The sequence below is a fragment of the Amycolatopsis sp. lyj-84 genome (assembly GCF_046549075.1).
GTDB lineage: Bacteria > Actinomycetota > Actinomycetes > Mycobacteriales > Pseudonocardiaceae > Amycolatopsis.
Map to the genome: position 1 here is coordinate 244,443 of NZ_JAJPWO010000008.1, position 21,141 is coordinate 265,583.

At 68.2% G+C, this 21,141-nt stretch carries 21 protein-coding genes and 1 tRNA gene; 8 read left to right on the forward strand and 14 right to left on the reverse strand.

All coding sequences use genetic code 11. The features are described from left to right. The first annotated feature begins 6 nt into the window (after positions 1–6). A complete protein-coding gene (locus ACLJRM_RS24985; protein ID WP_410664428.1) occupies positions 7–1,971 on the forward strand; it encodes an FUSC family protein in 1,965 nt (654 codons plus the stop codon). A 3-nt stretch (positions 1,972–1,974) separates the two neighbouring features. On the opposite strand, the gene ACLJRM_RS24990 is transcribed toward ACLJRM_RS24985, so the two are convergent. Next, positions 1,975–2,598 (reverse strand): AAA family ATPase, encoded by a 624-nt coding sequence (locus tag ACLJRM_RS24990; protein ID WP_101611877.1) that lies wholly within the window; start codon positions 2,596–2,598, stop codon positions 1,975–1,977. 88 nt (positions 2,599–2,686) lie between these two features. Between ACLJRM_RS24990 and ACLJRM_RS24995 the strand changes: the two genes are divergently transcribed. Next, positions 2,687–3,025, forward strand: coding sequence for a hypothetical protein (locus tag ACLJRM_RS24995; protein ID WP_101611878.1), 339 nt, complete (start codon positions 2,687–2,689; stop codon positions 3,023–3,025). On the opposite strand, the gene ACLJRM_RS25000 is transcribed toward ACLJRM_RS24995, so the two are convergent. The 3 genes from ACLJRM_RS25000 to ACLJRM_RS25010 all read right to left on the reverse strand — a co-directional run bounded on the left by ACLJRM_RS25000 (position 3,022) and on the right by ACLJRM_RS25010 (position 5,137). Continuing rightward, the gene (locus tag ACLJRM_RS25000) at positions 3,022–3,900 is read right to left on the reverse strand and encodes an SAM-dependent methyltransferase (protein ID WP_410664429.1); all 879 of its coding nucleotides are present in this window, start codon (positions 3,898–3,900) and stop codon (positions 3,022–3,024) included. The two genes, ACLJRM_RS24995 and ACLJRM_RS25000, sit on opposite strands and share 4 nt — an antisense overlap. A gap of 90 nt (positions 3,901–3,990) precedes the next feature. Continuing rightward, complete coding sequence (locus ACLJRM_RS25005) at positions 3,991–4,860, reverse strand: helix-turn-helix domain-containing protein (RefSeq protein WP_158255748.1); 870 nt, start codon at positions 4,858–4,860, stop codon at positions 3,991–3,993. A gap of 46 nt (positions 4,861–4,906) precedes the next feature. Continuing rightward, entirely contained in the window at positions 4,907–5,137 is a 231-nt protein-coding gene (locus ACLJRM_RS25010; RefSeq protein WP_101611881.1) for a DUF397 domain-containing protein, read from the reverse strand. A 907-nt stretch (positions 5,138–6,044) separates the two neighbouring features. Here ACLJRM_RS25010 and ACLJRM_RS25015 point away from each other — a divergent pair. Then, the gene (locus tag ACLJRM_RS25015) at positions 6,045–6,977 is read left to right on the forward strand and encodes a TauD/TfdA dioxygenase family protein (protein ID WP_410664430.1); all 933 of its coding nucleotides are present in this window, start codon (positions 6,045–6,047) and stop codon (positions 6,975–6,977) included. Between the two features lie 63 nt (positions 6,978–7,040). Continuing rightward, complete coding sequence (locus ACLJRM_RS25020; RefSeq protein WP_101611883.1) at positions 7,041–7,286, forward strand: antitoxin; 246 nt, start codon at positions 7,041–7,043, stop codon at positions 7,284–7,286. Positions 7,287–7,355: 69 nt separating this feature from the next. On the opposite strand, the gene ACLJRM_RS25025 is transcribed toward ACLJRM_RS25020, so the two are convergent. The 5 genes from ACLJRM_RS25025 to ACLJRM_RS25045 form a co-directional block, all read right to left on the reverse strand. Next, entirely contained in the window at positions 7,356–8,309 is a 954-nt protein-coding gene (locus tag ACLJRM_RS25025; RefSeq protein WP_410664537.1) for a prephenate dehydrogenase, read from the reverse strand. Between the two features lie 48 nt (positions 8,310–8,357). Beyond that, the gene (locus tag ACLJRM_RS25030; RefSeq protein WP_410664431.1) at positions 8,358–10,376 is read right to left on the reverse strand and encodes an FAD-dependent oxidoreductase; all 2,019 of its coding nucleotides are present in this window, start codon (positions 10,374–10,376) and stop codon (positions 8,358–8,360) included. Positions 10,377–10,386: 10 nt separating this feature from the next. Continuing rightward, the gene (locus ACLJRM_RS25035) at positions 10,387–10,923 is read right to left on the reverse strand and encodes a PadR family transcriptional regulator (protein ID WP_101611886.1); all 537 of its coding nucleotides are present in this window, start codon (positions 10,921–10,923) and stop codon (positions 10,387–10,389) included. A gap of 113 nt (positions 10,924–11,036) precedes the next feature. Next, positions 11,037–11,885 carry an SAM-dependent methyltransferase gene (locus ACLJRM_RS25040; protein WP_410664432.1) on the reverse strand — a complete coding sequence of 283 codons (849 nt, stop codon included), beginning with the start codon at positions 11,883–11,885 and terminating at the stop codon, positions 11,037–11,039. A gap of 27 nt (positions 11,886–11,912) precedes the next feature. Continuing rightward, entirely contained in the window at positions 11,913–12,380 is a 468-nt protein-coding gene (locus ACLJRM_RS25045; protein WP_410664433.1) for a MarR family winged helix-turn-helix transcriptional regulator, read from the reverse strand. 144 nt (positions 12,381–12,524) lie between these two features. On the opposite strand from ACLJRM_RS25045, the gene ACLJRM_RS25050 reads away from it, so the two are divergent. Then, positions 12,525–13,472, forward strand: a complete 948-nt coding sequence (locus ACLJRM_RS25050; RefSeq protein WP_410664434.1) for an alpha/beta hydrolase — start codon at positions 12,525–12,527, stop codon at positions 13,470–13,472. Positions 13,473–13,608: 136 nt separating this feature from the next. Continuing rightward, positions 13,609–14,826, forward strand: coding sequence for an alpha/beta hydrolase (locus tag ACLJRM_RS25055; protein ID WP_410601840.1), 1,218 nt, complete (start codon positions 13,609–13,611; stop codon positions 14,824–14,826). On the opposite strand, the gene ACLJRM_RS25060 is transcribed toward ACLJRM_RS25055, so the two are convergent. Together ACLJRM_RS25060 and ACLJRM_RS25065 are read right to left on the reverse strand one after the other, a co-directional pair. Next, complete coding sequence (locus ACLJRM_RS25060; protein WP_410664435.1) at positions 14,827–15,666, reverse strand: oxygenase MpaB family protein; 840 nt, start codon at positions 15,664–15,666, stop codon at positions 14,827–14,829. 45 nt (positions 15,667–15,711) lie between these two features. Next, entirely contained in the window at positions 15,712–16,605 is an 894-nt protein-coding gene (locus tag ACLJRM_RS25065; RefSeq protein WP_410664436.1) for a serine hydrolase, read from the reverse strand. 197 nt (positions 16,606–16,802) lie between these two features. Here ACLJRM_RS25065 and ACLJRM_RS25070 point away from each other — a divergent pair, with 197 nt between their 5' ends. Then, positions 16,803–17,399, forward strand: a complete 597-nt coding sequence (locus ACLJRM_RS25070) for a DUF4383 domain-containing protein (RefSeq protein ID WP_101611891.1) — start codon at positions 16,803–16,805, stop codon at positions 17,397–17,399. A 12-nt stretch (positions 17,400–17,411) separates the two neighbouring features. Here ACLJRM_RS25070 and ACLJRM_RS25075 read toward each other — a convergent pair whose 3' ends face one another. The 3 genes from ACLJRM_RS25075 to ACLJRM_RS25085 form a co-directional block, all read right to left on the reverse strand. After that, entirely contained in the window at positions 17,412–18,416 is a 1,005-nt protein-coding gene (locus ACLJRM_RS25075) for a hypothetical protein (protein ID WP_410664437.1), read from the reverse strand. Positions 18,417–18,498: 82 nt separating this feature from the next. After that, positions 18,499–19,872, reverse strand: coding sequence for an adenylosuccinate lyase family protein (locus ACLJRM_RS25080; RefSeq protein WP_410664438.1), 1,374 nt, complete (start codon positions 19,870–19,872; stop codon positions 18,499–18,501). Between the two features lie 25 nt (positions 19,873–19,897). Then, a complete protein-coding gene (locus tag ACLJRM_RS25085) occupies positions 19,898–20,437 on the reverse strand; it encodes a DinB family protein (RefSeq protein WP_410664439.1) in 540 nt (179 codons plus the stop codon). Between the two features lie 99 nt (positions 20,438–20,536). Here ACLJRM_RS25085 and ACLJRM_RS25090 point away from each other — a divergent pair. Continuing rightward, a tRNA-Lys gene (locus tag ACLJRM_RS25090) sits at positions 20,537–20,609 on the forward strand. The last annotated feature ends 532 nt before the right edge of the window (positions 20,610–21,141 follow it).

A 21,141-nucleotide genomic window follows, 5' to 3' on the forward strand; every position in this document is an offset into this window, starting at 1 on the left:
AGGGGCGTGAGCACGACGCGCCGCGAGATCGCCGCACCACATTGGCTGGTGCAGCTGCTCCGCAGCACGCCGGTTCCCATCCCGTGGAACATGGTCGCCCGCGCCGTCCTCGCGCTCGCCGTGCCGCTGGCCGTCGGGTACGCGCTCGGCGACATCGGCGTCGGCGCGCTCGTCTCCACCGGCGCCCTGCCCACCGTCCTGTCCGAATCCGCAGGCCCGTACCGCTACCGCGCCCGGCGGCTCGGCGGCGCCACCGCGGCCGCCGCCCTCGGCTACTTCGCCGGGTTGATCACCGGCGGCATCCCGGCCGCGTCCATCCCGGTCGTCGTCGGAGTCGCGGCGGTGTCGGCGCTGGTCAGCGCGGCGGGCAGCAACGCGTCGGTCGCCGGACTGCAGATGTTCGTCTTCTGCGTACTCGGCACCGGCCAGCACGTCACCGGCCTGCGCGTCGAAATCCTCCTCGGCTACTTCTGCATCGGCGCCGCGTGGAGCCTGCTCATCGCGCTCGCCACCTGGACCTTCCGCGCCACCAGCCCGGAACGCGGTGCCGTCGCGCACGTCTACGTCGAACTCGCCGCGATGCTGTCCGCGACCGACGAAGCCACCTCCCGCGTCGCGCGCCACCAGCTCACGACCGCGATGAACACCGCGTACGACCGGCTGCTCACCGCGCGATCCTGGCTGTCGGGCCGCGACGCCACCTACCGCCAGCTGCTCAACCTGCTCTCGGCCAGCACCCCCGCCGTCGAGGCGTCGGTCGCCATGGTCAACGCCGGCCGCCGGGCCCCGGACGACGTGATCGGCCACTTCATCGCCACCTCGGCCGCCGTGCTCGCCAACCAGGAACCGCCGGAACCACCCGAGGCGCCCGACGACGCCGACCCGGTCCTCGCCGCCCTCTACGCCGGGCTCGCCCGGATCGGCAAGGGCGACAACCGGAAACGGCGCGAGGTCCAGCCGTGGCACAAGCGCCTCCGCGGCTGGGCGGGTTCGCTCGTCTCCGGTCCACTCACCTGGTTCGCCGCGCTCCGCCTCACGCTGTGCGTCGCGATCGCCGAAGTCGTCGCGCTGTTCGTCCCGTTCGAACGCTCCTACTGGATCACGCTCACCGTCGGCATCGTCCTCAAACCGGACTTCGGCTCGGTGTTCGGCCGCGCGGTCCTGCGCGGCATAGGCACGGTGATCGGCGTGGGCATCGGGGCGGCCGTGCTCGCCGCGGGCGGCGAAGGCTGGCTGCTGGTCCTGCTGATCGCCGTGTTCGCCGGAGGCGTCGCGGTCGGCAAGGTCCGCAACTACGGCATCCTCAGCGCCTTCGTGACCCCGTTGATCATCCTGCAGATGGACCTCGCCAGCACCGGAAGCTGGGACGTCGTGCTCGCGCGGCTCGTCGACACCGTGCTCGGCTGCGCGATCGTCCTGCTCTTCGGCTACCTGCTCTGGCCGGGCAGCCGTCGCCCGCAGATCGGCGGACGGCTCGCCGACAGCCTCGACAGCCTGGTGAAATACGTCGACAAGGGGCTCGTGCTCGCGCCGTCGGGCGAAGCGCGACTGGACCGCTCACGCGCCCGTCGCCGCGCCTACCGCGCACTGGCCGACCTCCGGACCGCGTTCCAGCAGGTCGTCGTCGAACCCTCCGCCGCCGGACGTCAGGCCGTCGCCTGGTGGCCGGTCATCGCCGGGCTCGAACGCGTCGCGGACGCCGTCACCGAAGTCGGCGTCACCCTGGGCCGCGGCGCCCCGGCACCGGACGAGGCCGACATCGCCCTGCTGACGGCCGCGCTCGCCGAACTCGCCGCCGCCGTCCGGGAGGAACGGGAGCCGGCGGAGATGCCGATGCCCGACAACGAGCAGCTGTCCGGCGTCGTCGACCAGATCGGCGCCGCCTTCGACGCCGTACGCGGTCCCGACCTCGTCGAACGCGCGCCGCTGCGGCTGGTCCGGCGATTCCTGCCGTACCACCGCCGCGCCTGAGGATCAGCCGAACCGGATGTGCTTGACGCTCGTCCACTTGCGACGGACGAATCCCCGCAGCGCGCCGTCCGTGTTCGGTTCGAGGGTCAGCCCGGCCGACGCGGCGATCCGATCGGCGACCTCGGCGACGCCGATCCGGTCCGTGTGGATGTGCTCACCGAACTCCGCGCCGCTCAGCCGCTCCAGGCAGAGGTCGAGCTTCGACACCGCGAAACTCTCGCGTTTCGGTGGCATCCCCTTGCGCCGCAAGGAATGGACGATGCCGCGTTCGCTCAGCCGCCGCAGCACGGTCTCGCGTTCGGCCAGCAACGCGAAGTGGCGGACGTCGTGCCCGCGCTCCCGCAAGCCGCCGATGATCTCCTCGAAGTACGTGGGCTCCACCAGTGTCATCGGCACGACCACCGGGCCGTCCTGCCTGCCGAGCATGAGGTCGAGCACCTCGAAGACGCCCCGGCGCCACGCGGAGAGGTCCTGGAAGTCGCCGCGCAGCCGCGGCGGCATCATCCGCTGCAGGCCGAAACCCGCGACCTCGGGATCGGACAGGACACTGCCGGGCAGGCGCCGGTGCAGCTCGTGCGCGGTCTGCGTCTTGCCACCGCCGAACGGGCCGTTGATCCAGACGAGCATGCCGGGACCCTAGCGAGACACCCACCCGTCCGGGGGAGGGTGAGCATCGTCTCGAACGAATGTTCGATTTTTCACGCATAATCGACCCATGCTCGACACTGGTGACACGCTGCCGCCGGGGCCGCGTCACCTGCACATGGTCCGTCCGAATCAGCCCGTTTGGGTCGACCTGAAGCTGGTGTACCCGGTCAGCGCGTCGAAGATCCGCCTGCCCGACGGCCTGGACCTGACAGCCACCGTCCCCGGCCTGCTGGGGATGTGGCGGGCGACGACGACGGCGCACTGGGTCGGCTGGGTCACCTTCCAGCTCGGCCCGATCGGGCGGGGTGGCACGACGCATTCGCAGTGGGTACTGGCGGAGGCGTTGCGGCCGCGCGAGGAGCGAAACGCTTGGTCGGGCAGCTTCCCCTACGAGCGGCGACGTTAGGACTTGCGGCCGACTCCGCCGAGGATCAGTGACTCGTTAGGAGTGGTGAAGGCGATTTCCGGCTCGGAGGGGCCGGCGTCCTCCGGATGCCACTCGGTCGTCCAGGCCAGGCCCGGGGGGACGAGTTCGAAGTCGCCGAACAGCGCCTCGATCTCGGCGCGCTTGCGCCAGATCACCGGACTGCTGTTGCTGTCGTACATCTCCTTGAGTCTGACCAGCGGCTTCTCGTAATGGCTCGGCACGCCCTCGTCGGTGATGTGCGAGATGGCCAGGTACGACCCGCGCGGCGCGAGTTCGCGATAACGCGCGACCGAGGCGGGGCCGACATCGCCGCTGTCGCCACTGCGCGCCGACGCGGGCTGCTGGACGTGCAGCACCGCGATCAGCAGGATCGCCACGGGCTTCTGCAGATCGATGATGCCGGTGTCCGCTACCTGCTTCCAGAGCCGGTCCGGCGCTCGGAGGTCCCCGTGCACCGCGGCGTGGCGGGCGGGGTCCCCGTGCTCTTCCAAAAGGCCTTGCGAATGGGAGACGGCGACGGGTTCGTAGTCCACGTACACCACGCTGGTCTTCCCCGGCGCGAGGTCGTCGGCCACCTGGTGCGCGTGCTGCATGGTGGGCAGCCCGGCACCGATGTCGATGAACTGGGTGACCCCGGTGCGGATGAGATGACGCACCACGCGGTGCAGGAACACCCGGTTGGCTTTGGCGATCGGCCGGAGCATCGGGAACTCGCCGAGGACCTTGTCCCCGAACTTGCGATCGATCTGCCAGGACGCAGTGCCTTCGAGGTAATAGTCATGGACCCGCGCGTCGCTGGGACGCCGCATATCGATGCCCGGAGGTGGATACGCGTCGACATCCTCCTCGGCCACAGCCATTCCCTCCCGCGTCTGGACCACGCATCTATCACTGAAAGTAGCTGCTGTATTGCTTGGAGTAATAGGATGCATTTGGAGGGCAGCTCATCCACCATCGGGGTCACTCAGGTCGGCAAGCCTGCACCGTCTGTGAAGGTCCTCGAGGGTTTTCTCAGGACTCGCCGCAATCGACAGTAGTGCGGACCATGCGTCGTGATAGATCGCCAGCTCGCGCATGTTGGCCCAGCGCACGTTGGTTAGGTATTCGCTGTAGGCGCGGTCACCTTCCGAGTTTCGCAGAATGACAAAGTCTGGGTCGACATAAGCGACGGCTTGATACTGCACGACGCGGATCGTGATGTTGTCTCGCTCGGCTAGTCCGATCATGTGCTTGAGCTGGTCCGCAACGACGTCCGGGTGGCGGGTTTGGGCACACAGCCGGTCGAGGGCGGACTCGCTCATCAGGAAAGTAAAGCTCCTGTTCCCGTCCTCGAACATGAGCTGTCGTTTCCTGCGTTGAATCAGGCGCGGAGAGATCTCGGGCCCTCGGCCTTCGCCGTCGAACTGGTCCAGCATGTAGGACTCGCACTGGAGTAACCCTGGGACGCGCTCACCGGTCCAGGACCGCATCTCATCGGTTAGTTGCTCCGTCAGTAGCACCTCCCGGAACCACACCGGCGTGCCGATGCGCTGACCGTGGCGGAGCCGTGTCGGAGAGTTCGCCTTCTCCCACAACACCCACATGGTAGGTACGTCGTCCGCCGGTGGCGCGTAGACGGCGATCAGCTTCTGCAAGGCATGACGCGAAATCGAGGTCGTTCCGGCCTCGATCTTCGCCATCGTGCTCTGCGACTTACCGATCAGGGCCCGAGCTTCGACTTGTTTCACCCCTGCTCGCTCGCGGGCGGCCTTCAGTAGCTCGCCGAGATGGAGACGGTCGGTTTCGTCAGTGTGATTCAGGTGCTCAGGCGTCATCAGCCGCCCCATCCCGCCGTACTCGCGAAGGGGAGGAGGCGACGGCCTAAAGATCGATGGCGTCCTGACGGACGAGTTCGACGAAGGTCCGCCAGCCTGGCGGGGAAAAGGTGAGAACCGGTGAAGCGGAGAGCTTGCTGTCGCGCACCCCGATCAGCCGACTGGTCAAGTTGACTTCCACGCAGGCGTCTTCCCCATCGAGGCTGCTGTATGTCGAGCGGTGCCAGCCGCTCGCGTCGATCCCCGCCGTGGGCGGCACCGAATCGTAGAACCGCATCGTTCCCCCTCAAAGCTCGGTAGTCGAATATTCGACACCAGGATGGCTGACGAATATTCGATACGCAAGCCGAGGGCGAATCGATCCGGGACATTTTCACTCCAATGGGGTCGATCAAGACTACTGAAGGTCGAGACCGACATGATCCGGAAAGGGTCGGACCGCGTCGGCGAGCACCGTGTCCTTGACATCTGGCGCAGGGTTGAGCAAGGTGGCGACCGCGATCGGCGCGTGCGGACCAGTCCGCAGGGGTCTGTCGGGACTAGGCAAGCCCGACCGGTGTCACCGGCGCCGCGGTGGAGTGGTCATCGGCATATGGCTGCGGCGCTCGCATTATACGACGAGTCGAATATTCGGGCCCCGACTTTCCGTTGCGGCGAGTCTGTCATGTGCGGAATTGCACGCTTGAATCTGGGACGAGATTCAGGAGCTCTCCCGAGAGACGTATCGAATATTCGATATCGAATATTCCGGATGAAACTGCTGGTAGGATAGGTGTCTCGGCATTGCAGCTCCCCTTCGCGGAGGAGTCGGTCGAATATTCGCTTCGGTGGGTTCCGGTGTTCGCAAGGGCCATGCTCGTCGAATCAAATCACTCTATTCCGAATGTGGATTCGGGCGTTGTGGACAACGGAGTATGAGAGCGAAGACCATCTTCGTGGAAGCGGGATCCCATCAAACCGGCCTGATCGTCCCGATACCCGAGTCCCGTCCAGTGGACGACGTTGACCCGGCTCGCGCCTCGCCCTCACCATGACGGCGTGTCCACCAACCTGAAGTCCTCGCCGATCCGCTCGGCGGGCGAAGGTGTCGTCGCGCTGCTCCTGCGTCGTGGACGTCTGGGCTCGCCGCCCGCGTAGCTCCTTATCGCCAGGTCATCCATGACGGTGAAATCCAGGGAGCACGTATGTCCATCGAACTGCCCGACCGTGTCCGTCTCCGCCCCGCGACCGTCCCCGACGGCGGCATCCTCGAAGGACCGCGCGTGCTGCGGCGCCTGCCGGAGGGCGCGGAAGAACGTCCGTACGAGCTTTTCGCGCTGCGCCCGCTGGGCCGGGTGATCGGTGCCGAGATCGGCGGCGTCGACCTCGCCCGCCCGCTGACGCCCGCCCTCCACGCGGAGCTGAACCGCGCGCTGCTGGAGTGGAAGGTGCTGTTCTTCCGCGACCAGGACATCACTTCGGCGCACCAGCGCGCGTTCGCCGCCAACTGGGGTGAACTGGAGACGAACCCGTTCATCCCGAAGGGGGAGACCGAGGACACCACCCGGTTCACCAGGTCGGCGAGCATGCCCGCGTTCGAGAACATCTGGCACGTGGACGTCACGTTCCGGCCCGCGCCGGCGCTCGGCTCGGTCCTGCGGCTGATCGAGGTCCCGCCGTTCGGCGGCGACACGATGTGGGCCGACATGGCCGCCGCCTACGACAACCTGCCGGAAGACATCCGTGAACGTATCGACGGGCTGACCGCGGTCCACGACTTCATCCCCGGCTTCGACCGCTTCTCCGATCCAGAAGTGCTGTTGCGTCACCAGGACGCCTTCCCGCCGGTCGAGCATCCGGTCGTCCGCACGCATCCGGAAACCGGGCGCCGCACCCTCTTCGTGAACCAGGCCTTCACGACCCGCATCGCCGGCATCGACCGCGACGAGAGCGACAGGCTCCTGCGGTACCTGTTCAGCCGCGCGCACATCCCCGAGTTCCAGGTGCGTTTCACCTGGCGGCCCGGTTCGGTGGCCTTCTGGGACAACCGCGCCACGCAGCACTACGCCGTCAACGACTACCACCCGCACGCGCGGGTCGCCGAACGTGTCGCCATCGTGGGTGACCGGCCGTTCTGAGCGTGTCCCCGCGACGGGTGATCGTGCGGGCGGGTTGCCCGGTACCTGTGTGACGATGAGGTCATGGGCATCAACTTCGATGAATTGAAGAACAAGGCCACCGACGCTCTCCGCGAGCACAACGACAAGATCGAGGGCGGCCTGGACAAGGCGGCGGGCTTCGCCAAGTCGAAGTTCTCCGGTCACGACTCCCAGATCGACTCCGGCGTGGACAAGGCGAAGGGGTTCATCAACAAGTTCGACGACACCCCGGACAACCCGCCCCAGGACCAGCAGCAGCCGAACCAGCAGCCGCCGCAGGGCCAGTAACCCCCCGCGAGTAGTCCTCTAGTTGCGGTCCTTGCACGCGCAACTACCGCAACTAGAGGACGAAACGCGTCAGGAGACCTCGCCGAGAGCGGTGTCGCCGTCGATCGCCGTGATCCGGCCACCGCGCTCGCCGAGGGCGATCAGGCCGTCCCGCGCGTCCGGGGCGGTGAGGCTGACGCGCACTCCGGCCCGTTCCGCGTCCTTGCTGGTCGCAAACGCTTGCGCGCCCTCGTAACCGGCGTTGACCGTCACCGCGAGGCCGCCCGTCGAGGCCAGCGAACCCCGGGCGGCGCCCAGCCGTCCGAGCGCTTCGTCGACGATCGGCAGCAGCGCGTCCCGGTTGCCCTCCGTCATCGCCCGCACCAGCGCCGGGCTCGACCCGGCCACCCGCGTGCCGTCCGTGTAGGACCCGGCGGCCAGCGACATCGCCAGCGGCCCGCCCTGCGCGCCGATCGTGGCCAGGATGGCCGCGAAGATATGCGGCAGATGCGAGATCCGCGCGACAGTCTCGTCGTGCGAGTCCGCGGGCAGCGGCACGACGTGCGCGCCGACGTCCAGCACCAGCTGCGCGACCTCGGCCCACGCGGTCAGATCAGTGTCGTGCTCGACGCCCAGCACCCAGGCGGCGCCGCCGAACAACGCCGGGTTGCTCGCCTTCCAGCCCGAATCCGCCGTCCCCGCCATCGGATGCCCGCCGACGAACTTCGCGTACGGCGCCCGGCGCCGGACGGTGTCGAGCACCGGGCCCTTCACGCTGGTGACGTCGGTGAGGACGCAGTGCCCCGCCACCCTCGAGACTGTCCGGAGCACGTCCTCGACCGCGGGCAGTGGCACCGCGAGCACGATCATCGCGTCCCGCTCCGCCGCCTTGCTCAGCGCCGCTTCGACCTGCGTGGTCACGTCGTAACCCGCTCTGCTGGCCGCGTCCGCGTCGCGGTCGGAGATCGCCGCCCCGAACGTGGTGCGGCCGATCGAATGCGCCGCGCGCAGCAGCGAACCGCCGATCAACCCGAGCCCGATCACGCATACGTCTCGCACAAGTGCTCATCCTGCCATCTGCGGGCCCACTCGTCAGAGAACGGCGGCGAGGCGCGTTCCCTGATCGATGGCCCGTTTGGCGTCCAGTTCCGCCGCGACGTCGGCGCCGCCGATCAGGTGCACCGGCAGTCCGGCCGTCCGCAGTTCGTCGGCGAGGTCACGCACCGGCTCCTGACCCGCGCAGACGACGACGGTGTCCACATCGAGCACGCGCGGCTTGTCACCGACGGTGATGTGCAGGCCGTCGTCGTCGATCCGGTCGTAGGTGACCCCGGTGAGCTGCTCGACGCGCTTGGCCTTCAGCGCGGCCCGGTGCACCCAGCCGCTGGTCTTGCCCAGCCCCGCGCCGATACCGGACTTCTTGCGCTGCAGCAGGAAGACCTGCCGCGGTGACGGCTCGACCTTCCGCTCGGTCAGCCCGCCCGGCGCCTGCTCCGGATCGGTGACGCCCCATTCGGCCATCCACGCGCCCAGGTCGAGCGCGGGGGAGGTGGTGTGCGTCAGGAACTCGCTGACGTCCACGCCGATGCCGCCCGCGCCGATCACCGCGACCTTGCCGCCCACCGGTTTCCCGTGCCGGACGACGTCCACATAGGACAGCACCTTGGGATGGTCGATACCGGGGAGCGACGGCACCCGGGGGGTCACGCCGGTGGCCAGCACGACCTCGTCGAATCCGGCGTCCACGAGCCCGGCGGCGGTCGCGCGGCTGCCGAGGTGGACCTTGACGCCGGTGACCTCCAGCCGTCGCGTGTAGTACCGGATGGTCTCCGCGAACTCCTCCTTGCCGGGGATCTTCCGCGCGATCCCGAACTGGCCGCCGATCTCGTCCTCGGCCTCGAACAGTTCGACGGCGTGCCCCCGCTCGGCGAGACTGGTCGCGGCCGCGAGCCCGGCGGGTCCCGCGCCGACGACGGCGACGCGTTTAGTCTTCCGGGTGGGGGACAGGGTCAACGTGGTCTCGTGGCCCGCGCGCGGATTGACCATGCAGGAAACGAGTTTCCGCTTGAACGCGTGGTCGAGGCAGGCCTGGTTGCAGGCGATGCAGGTGTTGATCTCGTCCTCGCGCCCGGTCTCGGCCTTGCGGATCCATTCGGGATCGGCGAGGAACGGCCGCGCCATCGACACCAGATCCGCGTCACCGCCGGCCAGCGCCTCCTCGGCGACCTCGGGCATGTTGATCCGGTTCGACGTGACGACCGGGATCCCGACGTGCGGCTTGAGCTTCCCGGTCACCCAGGTGAACGCCGCGCGCGGCACGGACGTCACGATCGTCGGCACCCGCGCCTCGTGCCAGCCGATGCCGGTGTTGATGATCGTCGCGCCCGCCTCTTCGACCTCCTTGGCCAGGGTGACGACGTCTTCCCAGCTTTGGCCGCCCTCGACGAGGTCCAACATGGACAGCCGGTAGATGATGATGAAGTCCTCGCCGACCGCCTCGCGCGTGCGGCGCACGATCTCGACGGCGATCCGCCGCCGGTTTTCCGCGCTGCCGCCCCATTTGTCGGTGCGCTTGTTGGTCCGCTCGGCGAGGAACTGGTTGATGAAGTAGCCCTCGGACCCCATGATCTCGACGCCGTCGTAGCCCGCTTCCTTGGCCAGGAAGGCACAATCGGCGAACGCGCGGATCTGCCGCAGCACGCCGTAGCCGGAAAGGGACCGTGGCTTGAAGGGGTTGATCGGCGCCTTGATCCCGGACGCCGAAACGCTCAGCGGATGGTAGGAATACCGGCCCGCGTGCAGGATCTGCAACGCGATCTTGCCGCCCGCATCGTGCACGGGATCGGTGAGTTGCTTGTGCGCCTTGGCTTCCGCGCGGGTCGAAAGCTTCGACGCCAGCGGCAGGAGCCAGCCCGTCCGGTTCGGCGCGAACCCGCCGGTGACGATCAGCCCGACGCCACCCCGGGCGCGTTCGGCGTAGTACTCGGCCAGTTGCGGGAAGTGCGCTTCCTTGTCCTCGAGGCCGGTGTGCATCGAGCCCATGATCACCCTGTTGCGCAGGGTGGTGAAGCCGAGATCGAGCGGGGACAGCAGGTTCGGGTACTGGCTCATCGCTGGGTCCTTACGCATCGTGGTGGAATGCCTGGAGGACTTCTTCGAGCCACTCGACGTGGCCCTGTTCGGTTCGGATTCCTCCACGCAGCACGAGGAACTGGTGCAACGACTGTCCACTGAGGACGCTCGGGTCGGGGAAGTCGCGCTTCTCGATCAGCAGGTAGGCGTCGAGCTGGGCCGCGTGCGCGTCGCGATGCCGGGTGACTTCGGCGGCGACGGCGCCGGGCTCGCCGAGGGTCGCGCCGCGGATCTTCACGGCGAGCTCCCTGGCGGTGGCGGCGGGATCGGGCTCGGCGAGCCAGCGGGCCAGTTCGGCCCGGCCCGTGTCGCCGACGGTGTAGACCTTCTTGTCGGGCTTCCCGGACTGCGCGACGTGGTCGACGGCGATCCAGCCGGCGTCCTCCATGCGCTTCAGGACGCGGTAGATCTGCTGGTGGGTGGCGCTCCACCACAGCCCGATGGACTTCTCGAAGCGACGCGCCAGCTCGTAGCCCGAGCCGGACCGCTCGGACAGCGAAACCAGGATCGCGTGCTCCAATGCCATGCACCTAGTTTCATATGCACCTAGTTGCACTGCAAGGCGACACGCATCACACGCGTGCGAAGGCCCCCTTCCCTCGGCTCAGCCGAGAGAAGGGGGCCTTCGTGCGGGAAAAGTTACGGCTTCTGGGCGATGCCGCCGATGACTCGGGATTCCGAGGGCGCACCGGCGAAGACCGTCTTCTCGTCCGGGTGCCACGCCGGCGCGTAGACCAGGCCCGGCTCCAGCAGCGGCCAGCCGCCGAAGAACCGCCGGAACTCGTCCATCGTGCGCAGGAAACCGGGGTTCGTCGTGGTCTCGTAGTACTCGAGGATGTCGAGCAGCGCCTGCCGCTCCTCGTCGTTGGCCGGGTTCTCGTTGGTCATCTGCGAGAGCACCAGCAGCGAGCCCGGCGCGAGCCGGTCGCGGTAGAAGTCCAGCAGCGCGTCGGGGTCCTGCTCGTCCTTGATGAAGTGCATGACCGCGTTGATCACCAGCGCCATGGGCTGCCGGACATCGATGATGCCGGAGTCCATGACCCGCTCCCAGAGGCCCTCGGGGTCGAACAGGTCCGCGGCGATGGCGTGGTGCCGGTCCGGGTCGGCGGTGTCGGCGAGCAGCAGGGTCGAGTGCGCGAGCGCGATCGGCTCGTTGTCGATGTAGAGGACGTGGGTGTCCTCCTCCGGTCGCGCCTCGTCGGCGACCTCGTGCACGTTGCCCGCGGTCGGCAGGCCGGAGCCGATGTCGACGAACTGCCGGATGCCCAGTTCCGCGCAGTGCCGCACGGCCCGGCCGAGGAACTGCCTGCTGGTCGTGCAGTAGTCGCCCATGAGCGGCAGGCGTTTGCGCACCTTCTCGGCGAACTCGCGGTCGATGGCGTAGTGGGTGTCGCCGCCGATGAAGTAGTCGTAGACCCGCGCCGCGGACGGCCGGTCCAAGCTGTTCTCGACGGCCTTGAGCGCCGCGTCGTGATCGATCATCGTCATCCCTTTGTCCGCGCCGGAAATCCCATGCTAACCGGCGGGAACGTAGGTCTCGCGGTAGGCGTTCACGGATTCGGTCAAGCGATCGAGTTCCGCGCGGGTGCGGGTGAGTCCGGCCGCGTCGAGGCCCATCGCGTCGCCGATGATCTTCGGGATCCCGCTCGCGCGGTCCCGGAGCCGGGAGCCGTCCTCGGTCAGGCTGATGCGAACGGACCGCTCATCGTCGGCCTGCCGGTCACGCCGGACCAGTCCGGACTTCTCCAGCCGCTTGAGCAGCGGTGACAGCGTCCCGGAATCGAGGTTCAGCAGGGTGCCGAGCTCCTTGACCAGCCGCTCGTCCTTCTCCCAGAGCGCGAGCATCACCAAGTACTGCGGATAGGTCAGGCCCAGATCGTCGAGCACCACGCGATAGAGCGCGGTCACGGCCCGCGATGCCGCGTAGAGCCCGAAGCACAGTTGATCGTCCAGGCACAGCGATCCGGTGTTGTCCGTTGGCATCGGTCCTCCTCAATCCCATGGTGTGCCGATCATGCCTCAGCGCGCCACTTCAGTGGGCTAAATCTCCTTGGGGACATTTTAGTTGTGCACAACTTAGTTGGGGGCTACCTTCAGGTCATCGACTTCGGACTCCAGGAGGCAGAAATGACCGCCAACCCGCACAAGCTGGTCCTCGAACCGGCCGCACAGGCCTTCGTCGAAGCCGCCGCCACCCCGCCGTTCCTCTTCCAGCTGCCGCCCGAGGAAGGGCGCAAGGCCGTCGACGAGGTCCAGGGTGGCGAGGTCGAACTGCCCGCCGCGGACGTCGAGACCACGCACGTCGACGGCGTCGAGGTCCGCATCGTCCGCCCGCCGGGCGCCACCGGCCCGCTGCCCGTGATCGTCTACATCCACGGCGCCGGCTGGGTCTTCGGGAACTTCCACACCCACGAGCGCCTGGTCCGTGAACTCGCCGTCGGCACCGGCGCGGCCGTCGTCTTCCCCGAGTACGACCGCTCGCCGGAGGCGCGCTACCCGGTCGCCATCGAGCAGAACTACGCCGTGGCGAAGTGGGTCGCCGAGCACGGCGCCGAGAACGGGCTCGACAGCACGAAAATCGCCATCGCGGGTGACTCCGTCGGGGGGAACATGACCGCCGCCCTCACCCTGCTCGCGAAACAGCGCGGTGACGTCACCTTCCGCCAGCAGGTCCTCTTCTACCCGGTAACCGACGCGAACTTCGACACCGAGTCCTACCAGAAGTTCGCCGAGGGATACTTCCTTGCCCTCGACGGCATGAAGTGGTTCTGGGACCAGTACACGACCGACCCGGCGCAGCGTGCGGAGATCACCGCGTCGCCGTTGCGGGCGAGCCTCGACGAGTTGTCGGGCCTGCCGCCCGCGCTGGTCATCACCGGAGAGGCCGACGTCCTGCGCGACGAGGGCGAGGCGTACGCCGCCAAGCTGCGTCAGGCCGGAGTGCCGGTGACGGCCGTGCGCTACCAGGGCATCGTCCACGACTTCGTCATGCTCAACACGCTGCGCGAAACGCACGCCGCGGAGGCGGCGATCAAGCAGGCGATCGAGGTGTTGCGCACCGCTCTCGCGGGCTGAGTAGCCCAGGACACAGTTTGTCCAGGGTGACACGCGTCACCCTGGACAACACTTCCCGGTGGTCGCACGTCTCTTGATCCAGATGTGGGAAGTGCGGTGCGGGGGCGTGCCGCGGCCGGAGAGGGACACGATCGCCATGGGACTGGGACTGAGTGCCATCCGGCTCGATTCCACGCTGAACCTCGTCATCGTCGTGGTGCTGACGCTGCTCGCGATCATCGCCGTGCCGTTCCTCTGGGAGCGCTGGCGCCGCAAGGTGCTCGGCCGCAGCACCACGATCCTCGTCGCGGTGGTGCTGATCGTGGTCAGCACCGGGATGGGCGGGAACATGATCGGCAAGTTCTTCCCGACGGTCGGTGCGCTGTTCGGCACCGGCGTCTACTCGGGGGAGAACACCGACGCCGTCGCGGGTGAGAACGGTTCGGACCTCGACAAGCTGCGCGACGCCGGGGCGATGCGGGCCAAGGAGGGCAAGGGCTCCGTCGTGCACATGACGGTGACCGGCAAGCGCACCGGGCTCACGCGCGACGTCTCGGTCTACTTCCCGCCCCAGTACTACGATCCCGCGTACCGGGCGCTCAAGTTCCCGGTCATCGAATGGATCCCGAACTACCCGTCCGGGCCGGAAGTGGTCACCGGGCCGTACGAACTGCCCGCCAAGCTCGACGCGGCCATCGCGAAGCACGTGCTCCCGCCGACCCTCGTGGTCATCCCGGATCCGACCGGGAAGCCGAAGGTCGGCCACGACACCGAATGCATCGACCAGGTGAACGGGACCGCCAACGACACCTACCTGAGCGCCGACATCCGCGACTGGGCGATCGAGAAACTCGGCGCCAACCCGCAGCGGAAGGCCTGGACGATGGCGGGCTGGTCCTCGGGCGGATATTGCGCGATGAACCTGGTGACCCGGCACCCGCAGTGGTACGGCCAGGCGGCGAGCGTCAGCGGGTACTACAAGGCTTCGGTGGACGCGGAGACGGAGAACCTGTTCAAGGGCAGGCAGGACATCGTCGACGCGAACACGATCACGGTGAACATGCAGAAGCATCCGTCGCCGGTCGACATCCTCGCGATCGCCGGGGACAAGGAAAGCTTCGAGAGTTTCTCGATCGACCAGCTCCAGGCCGCCGTACGCGCGCCCGCGACGCTCTCGTCGTGGCGGATCCCGGACGCCGGGCACAACATGAACACCTTCAAGGCGCAGGTCCCCGACGTGCTGGCGTGGATCGGCGCGCGGACCGTGCCGCCGAGCGCGCCACAGGACAAGAAGATCATCTCCAACGGTGGCGTCACCCCGTGGTCGCTGCCCAACACCGGTGCGAAGGGCGCGCTGGTCGACGTCGTCGAGTAGCTAGCCGCGCTTGGCGCGGTACGCCTTGGGGTACAGGCGAAGGCGGGCGGGAACCCGGTTCCCGGTCGCCCTGGTGACCGCTCCCAGCCTTTGGAGACGGCGCTCGTCTTCGTCTGTCCACTTGAGACTCAAGCGGTCGCGTAGGACCGGCGGCAGCAGGCCGGTCGCGCAGAGCGTCAGTACGTTCCCGCCCGCCGGCCGGACGGGGCGCCACAAGGCTTCCGGCAAGAACCACCATGGTGGCGGAGGAGTGTCCCGCATGGTGATCGAGCCGAGCAGCTCTCGGACCGTGTGGTTGTCTTCGAGCCGGTTCGCGACGACGTCGTCGAAGTACGTCTCGAAGCCTTCGAGGTCCGCGGGCATGTGGTGCTCGCGGAGGCCGAGGAGTAGGCCGAGGCATCGCCATTCCGCGTAGAGGCGCTGTTTTTCTCTGCGGGACAAGGGACACACGAAGACTTCCTGCATGCGGACGGTTGCCCAGAAGGTCGAGCCGTGCACCCACCAATAGGCCTCGGGGTTGAGCGCGTGATAGCGCTCGCCGTGGTGATCGACGCCTTTGATCGCCTTGTGCATCTCGCGGAGCCGCTCGGCCTCCGCGATCGCTTCCCGGCCGCCGAAAACCTGGCGTAGCAACGAATCGATGGTCCGGTCGAGGCGTCCCCACGGATCTTCGACGTAGTTCGAATGGTCGTGGACGCCCGCGCCGATCACCGGATGCGCGACCTGCAGCAGCAACGCGGTCCCCGCGCCGAGCAGCAGTCTCCGGTCGCCGACCACTTGCCAGGCAACGGAATTCGGGCCGAGCGGGGTCACGGCGGGCAGACGGGCTCCGGTGCTCATGACGACCTCCCGGGAGAGCGGCGTGCGGCCACTGTCCCACCTTGTTTACAGGTCGTCAATAGTGGGAAGCAGTGCCTTCACCACTTCGGTCACCCGTTTGCCGCCACTGGCATAGGTGGTCGATGTCGGTTGGGAGGTCAGCACGACGACGATGTAGCGGTCGTTCTTCCCGACCACGCCGGAACTGTGCAGGATCCGGGAGCCGCGGCAGCACGCCCAGCCCTGCTTGATGGACCAGGGAAGGGAGCCGACGGCGTCCGGAATGCCGAAATACTGCCGGATCCCGTCGGAACCGCTCTCCGTCGCGCCGCTCAACGCCCGCATGATCGTCGTCCGCGTTCCGGCGCTCGCCCGCTCCAGTACGTAGCGGTAGATCTTCGTGATGTCCGCCGCGGTGATCCGGGTGTCGCCCCAGCGGCCCGGATCCTCGGGCGGATGGGTGTCGCCGAGACCGATCTCGGCCGCCCAGCGGGTGACGATGGCGGGGCCGCGGTGGGCGGTCCACAGTCTGCTCGCGATGTCGTCATCACTGGACGAGAGCATCCGCTGCACGGTGCCCGGCGGTGTGCCCACGCGAAGCGCTTCGAGTGCGATGAGGAGCTTCACAAGCGACGCCGAGGTGTAAGAACGTTCTGGTTTAAGGGAAACCGTGCTCTTCTTGGTGGTGCGGTCGTAGACGGCAACGCTCACCTGGCCGCCGTCGACGAGTCCCGCGAGGGCCTTCGTGTCGACGTCGTCCACCGGCGGCGTGCCGGGCACAGACGGCTTCGGTGGCGCTGAGGCCGGCTTCGCTTCGGCTTCGACGGTCATCTCCGTGGTCGGCGCCGCCGCGACCGCGACCGCCGACGGGCCGGAACGCGACGGCGGAACCAGCAGCATCGCGACGACGGCTCCCACGCACAGCCCCACCAAGAGGAAGACACCGCTCACCTTGCCCACACGACTTGTTGGCCGAATCACTCGTTCGTGTTCGCGACTAGGCCATTCGGGTGGCGTAGCTCTCGGCTGACCACGAGTTCTGTGACGTCGTGAACGCGGGGTGTGGCCGGGGAGCGTCTTTCCGGTTTGTCCGGGAGGCCGCCGGGGTATGTGACCCCCAGCGTGAATTTAGGTGGCCAACTCTGGAAGGCGGAGCAATGGCACGTGTACAACGCGCTCGTATCCGGACGGCGGGCATCCAGCCCGCGCAGGTCCTGGCCGGACTGGCGAGCCTGGCATTCCTGGTGTTCGGGATCGTGGGCTTCACCAGGACCGGGTTCGCCGACTTCATCGGCCGGAGCGACGAGACCGTTCTCGGGTTCTCAGTGAACCCGCTCTACAACCTCGGGTTCGTCCTGCTGGGCGCGATCGGTCTGCTGCTGACCTTCGGTTCGGGCCGGTCCCGGGTCTTCGGTCTTCTGACGTTCGCGGCCTTCGGGGCGCTGTTCGTCTGGGGTCTGATGATCACGGGGACCGTTTCGACGAACCCGGTCTCACAGGCGGGCAACCCGTTCAACCTCAACGGGCCGGACAACTGGCTGCACCTCGGCCTCGCCGCGCTCGGGCTGGTGATCGCGTTCCTGCCCGCGCGGCACAAGGTGCTGCTGCCGGAGGACGAAGAGGAAACCGTGGTGGCGGATCGGGCCGACAGTGCCACGGTCGTCGAACCCGTCGCGGACGGTTCGGGACGGCCGAAGCATGAGAAAAGCCCGGCCATCGCTCGCGAAGAGCGTCCGCCGGGCCTTGCCCACTAGGTCTGCTGAAGCTCAGTAGCCGTACTCCGCACCACCGGACTCGGCGGGAGCGCCTTCCTCCTTCTTGGGGGAGGCGTTCCCGCTCTGGGCCGCCTTGTTCCTCACCGGCGCGGTGCTCTTGCACCCGGCGGGCTCGATGACGAACCAGGTACCGCCGACGCCGTGACCGTTCGCCTCACCGGCATTGGCGTCCTTGGCGTAGCGGTAGACGGCCCAGCCGCCGACGGTGACCTGAGTGGTGCCGTCCGCGCGCTTCACCGTGCCGAGCAGCTTCGAGTCGATGCCTTCGAGCTGGACGTCGCCCTCGGCGAGCATCGGCGGCCAGGTCTTCGCGCAGTCACCGTTGCAGGTCGGCTGCTTGTTCTTCTTGTCCTTGGTGAACATGTAGAGGGTGAAGCCCTCCTGGTCCACAATGGCCGGTCCGATGCCGTCGACCTCGGTCGCGACCAGCTTCTTCGCGCCGTCCGCCTTCTCCGCGGCCGGAGCCTCTTTGGCTTCCTTGGCCGCCTGGCCCGCCTTGGCGCCCTTGGCGTTCGCGGCGTACCAAGTGCTGCCGACGCCCTGGCCCTTCACCTCGCCGGCCTTGGCGTCCTTGGCGTAGCGGTAGAGCGCCCACCCGCCGACGGTGACCTGCTTGCGGCCGTCGGCGCGGGTCAGTTCACCGACCAGGGCCTGGTCCACGCCCTCGATCTGCACTTCGCCGTCCGCGAGCATCGGCGGCCAGGCCTTCGCGCAGTCACCGTCGCAATTGGACTTCGGCGGCTTCGCGCTGTCCTTGTCGAAGCGGTACAAGGTGAACCCGTCCTTGTCGACGAGCACCTGACCGAGCTCCCCGGCTTCGGCCACGGCCACTTTGGTCTCACCCTTGGCCGCGGGGGCGTTCCCGCCCGCTCCGGCGACCGCCGCGGCGGGTGCGACGGCGGGTGCGGCTGCCTCGGTGCCACCGGAGCAGGCCGACAGCACCACCAGGCCCGCGGCCGCGGACGCCGCTGCGACGACGAAACGCTTGCGAAGCATGGGATTTCTCCTTGTTCGTAGGGGTTCCGCGGCTTGGCGCGGTGAGCTTGTACCCCCTACACGGGCCCTGTGCGGGACCGGTTCAAGGAGTTCCCGGATTTTCTTCCCGGGTCTCCAGCGCGGCGTCGGTGAGCACCCCGGCCGAGCCGGTGTAGTTCGCGGGATCCAGCAGGTCGGCGAGGGATTCGGCGGGGAGGACTCCGGTTATCTCCGGCAGGTCGGAAAGGACCTCGCCGAGGGCCCGGCCCTGCTCCAGGGCGAGTCCGGACGCGCGCCCGAGGACTTCCTTGGCCCGCGTCTTGCCCAGCAGCGGGGCGAGCACGGTCGAGAGCCGCTCGGAGACGATCTGGCCGTGCGTGAGACCGAGGTTCTCGCGCAGGCGCTCGTCGTTGACGACCAGGCCGCGGGCGAGCTCGGCCGCCGTGTACGCGGCGCCGCCGGTCAGGCGCAGGCATTCGCGCAACAGCTGCCACTCGGCGTGCCACGCGCCCGCGGACCGCTCGTCCTCGGACATCAGGGCTTGGGTGACGCCCGTGGCCAGCACCGGGACTTGGAGGGCGGCGGAACGGATCAGCGTCGCCAGCACCGGATTGCGCTTGTGCGGCATCGCCGAAGAACCGCCACGGCCCGCGCCCGCGGGTTCGGTGACCTCACCGACCTCGGTGCGCGTCAGGAATTGGACGTCGACCGCGATCTTGCCGAGCGCGGCGGCGGTGAACGCGAGGGCGGCCGCGAGGTCCGCCGTCGGGGTGCGGAGGGTGTGCCAGGGGAGCGTGGTCTCGGCAAGGCCGGTCTCTTCGGCGAAGGCCGTCTGAAGCCGTTGCGGATAGCCGTCGGGCAGCCCGGCGAGGCGCGCGTACTCGGCGTACGCGGCTCGCGTTCCGGCCGCGCCACCGAGCGAGACCGGCAGGACGACGCGATTCAGCCTGTCGAGCGCGTCGAGCGTCAGCTGACGCCAGCCCGCCGCCTTGAGCCCGAACGTTGTCGGGACTGCGTGGGCGGTGAGGGTGCGCCCGGCCATGGTCGTGTCGCGATGTGCGCGGGCGAGGCCCTCCAGCGCGTCCGCCGTCGCCTCGAGGTCGGCCGCGAGGAGGACCCTTGTCCGCGCGGCGACCAGCATCATCGCGGTGTCGAAGATGTCCTGGCTGGTTGAGCCGCGATGGACGTACTCCGTCCCGGCCGCCTCGGTCAGCTCCTTGATCAGCCCCACGACCGGATTCGCCGTCTCACGCGCCGCCCTCGCCAGCGCGACCACGTCGATCTCGGCCGACGCGGCCGCCTCGGTGATCGCGTCGGCCGCCGCCCGCGGGATCAGCCCGGTACTGGCCTGCGCCCTGGCGAGCGCGGCCTCCGTGTCGAGCAAGGCCCGCAGCCAGGCGAGATCACCGGTCGCGGCCTCGGCGGGCGTGCCGGCGCGGACCGGGGAGAGGAGGCCGGAATCGGGATCGGCGTTCATCGGCCCAGCATCGCACCCCCGTCCGTCAGTGGCCGGTCTTGCCGTCGATGCTCTCGCGCAGCAGGTCGGCGTGGCCGTCGTGGCGGGCGTACTCGGCGATGTGATGGGTCAGCAGCCACCGCAGCGAGAACGGCTCACCGCTGCCATGAGTCCTGCCCGTGTCGTCGAGCGTCGCCTTCGCGACGATCGCCCGCGAACGCTCGCACTCCTCATGCCACGCCGCCCAAGCCGCCTCGACGTCGCCGCCCGTGTCCTCGAAGTCCTGCTCCGGCCGCTCGTCGGAGTAATAGAGCATCGGGACGTCCTCGCCCGCGAACTGGATGCGGAACCACCAGCGCTCGACCCCCGTGAGGTGCCTGAGCAGCCCGTGCAGCGACATCGTCGACGGCCCCACCGCCCGCTCGGCCATCTGCTCCGGCGTCAGACCCTGGCACTTCAGCTCGAACGTGCGACGATGCCAATCGAGCGTGGACGTCAAGATCTCACGCTCGTCCGCCAGCCGCGGCGCCTCCGGCCGGTCGCCGGACCACTTGGGGGAGTAGTTCTCCTCGGGGATCGTGTCCATGGCCCCGACCATGGCAGACACCCCCGACAATTCCGTGGCGCTCCGGCGGCGGCCCCGCCATCCTGGTGGTCGGCGGCGATCTACTAGACTCGTCGGCACGGGCCGTTAGCTCAATTGGTAGAGCTGCGGACTTTTAATCCGTAGGTTCTGGGTTCGAGCCCCAGGCGGCCCACTCTTTCGACATCCTCGCTGACCAGCGGGAATGTTCTTGTTTGTGGATCTCGTTCCGCGCTGGCCAGGTTGGCGTCGCTCAGTGCCATCCTGAGCTGGTGAGCGCGCCCGGACTGCCCGGCAGACTTTGGCTGAGGCGGGCGGTTTGAACGCCTGGCACCTTCGTCGGTTACGGCCGGATCGGATGCCCGTCGTGGTCATCCGGTCGCCCAACTCCTGCAGGCGTTCTGGCGCTTTACGTGCCATCGGAATTCCGTCGAGATCTTCAGTCGCCAAGTGCTGGTTGACGTCAAGATCAACTTGTGGAAGAAAGTGCGTGCCTTCGGCGCGCTGCGCTCGATCGGGTGAGCGCGGCTTGCGAGACCGGGTGAGCCAGATCGTCGAAGCTCACCTCGTGAGCGGTCGCGGCGGTTGCCACGGAAGTGGTTAGGTAGTCGTTCGAGGGCGGTGTGCGGAGGACCGTGGGCTGGTGGCAGGGGAGGGTGCGCTAAGCAAGCAACGGCGTGTCGGCGGGTGAGGGCTCGCTGGGGAAG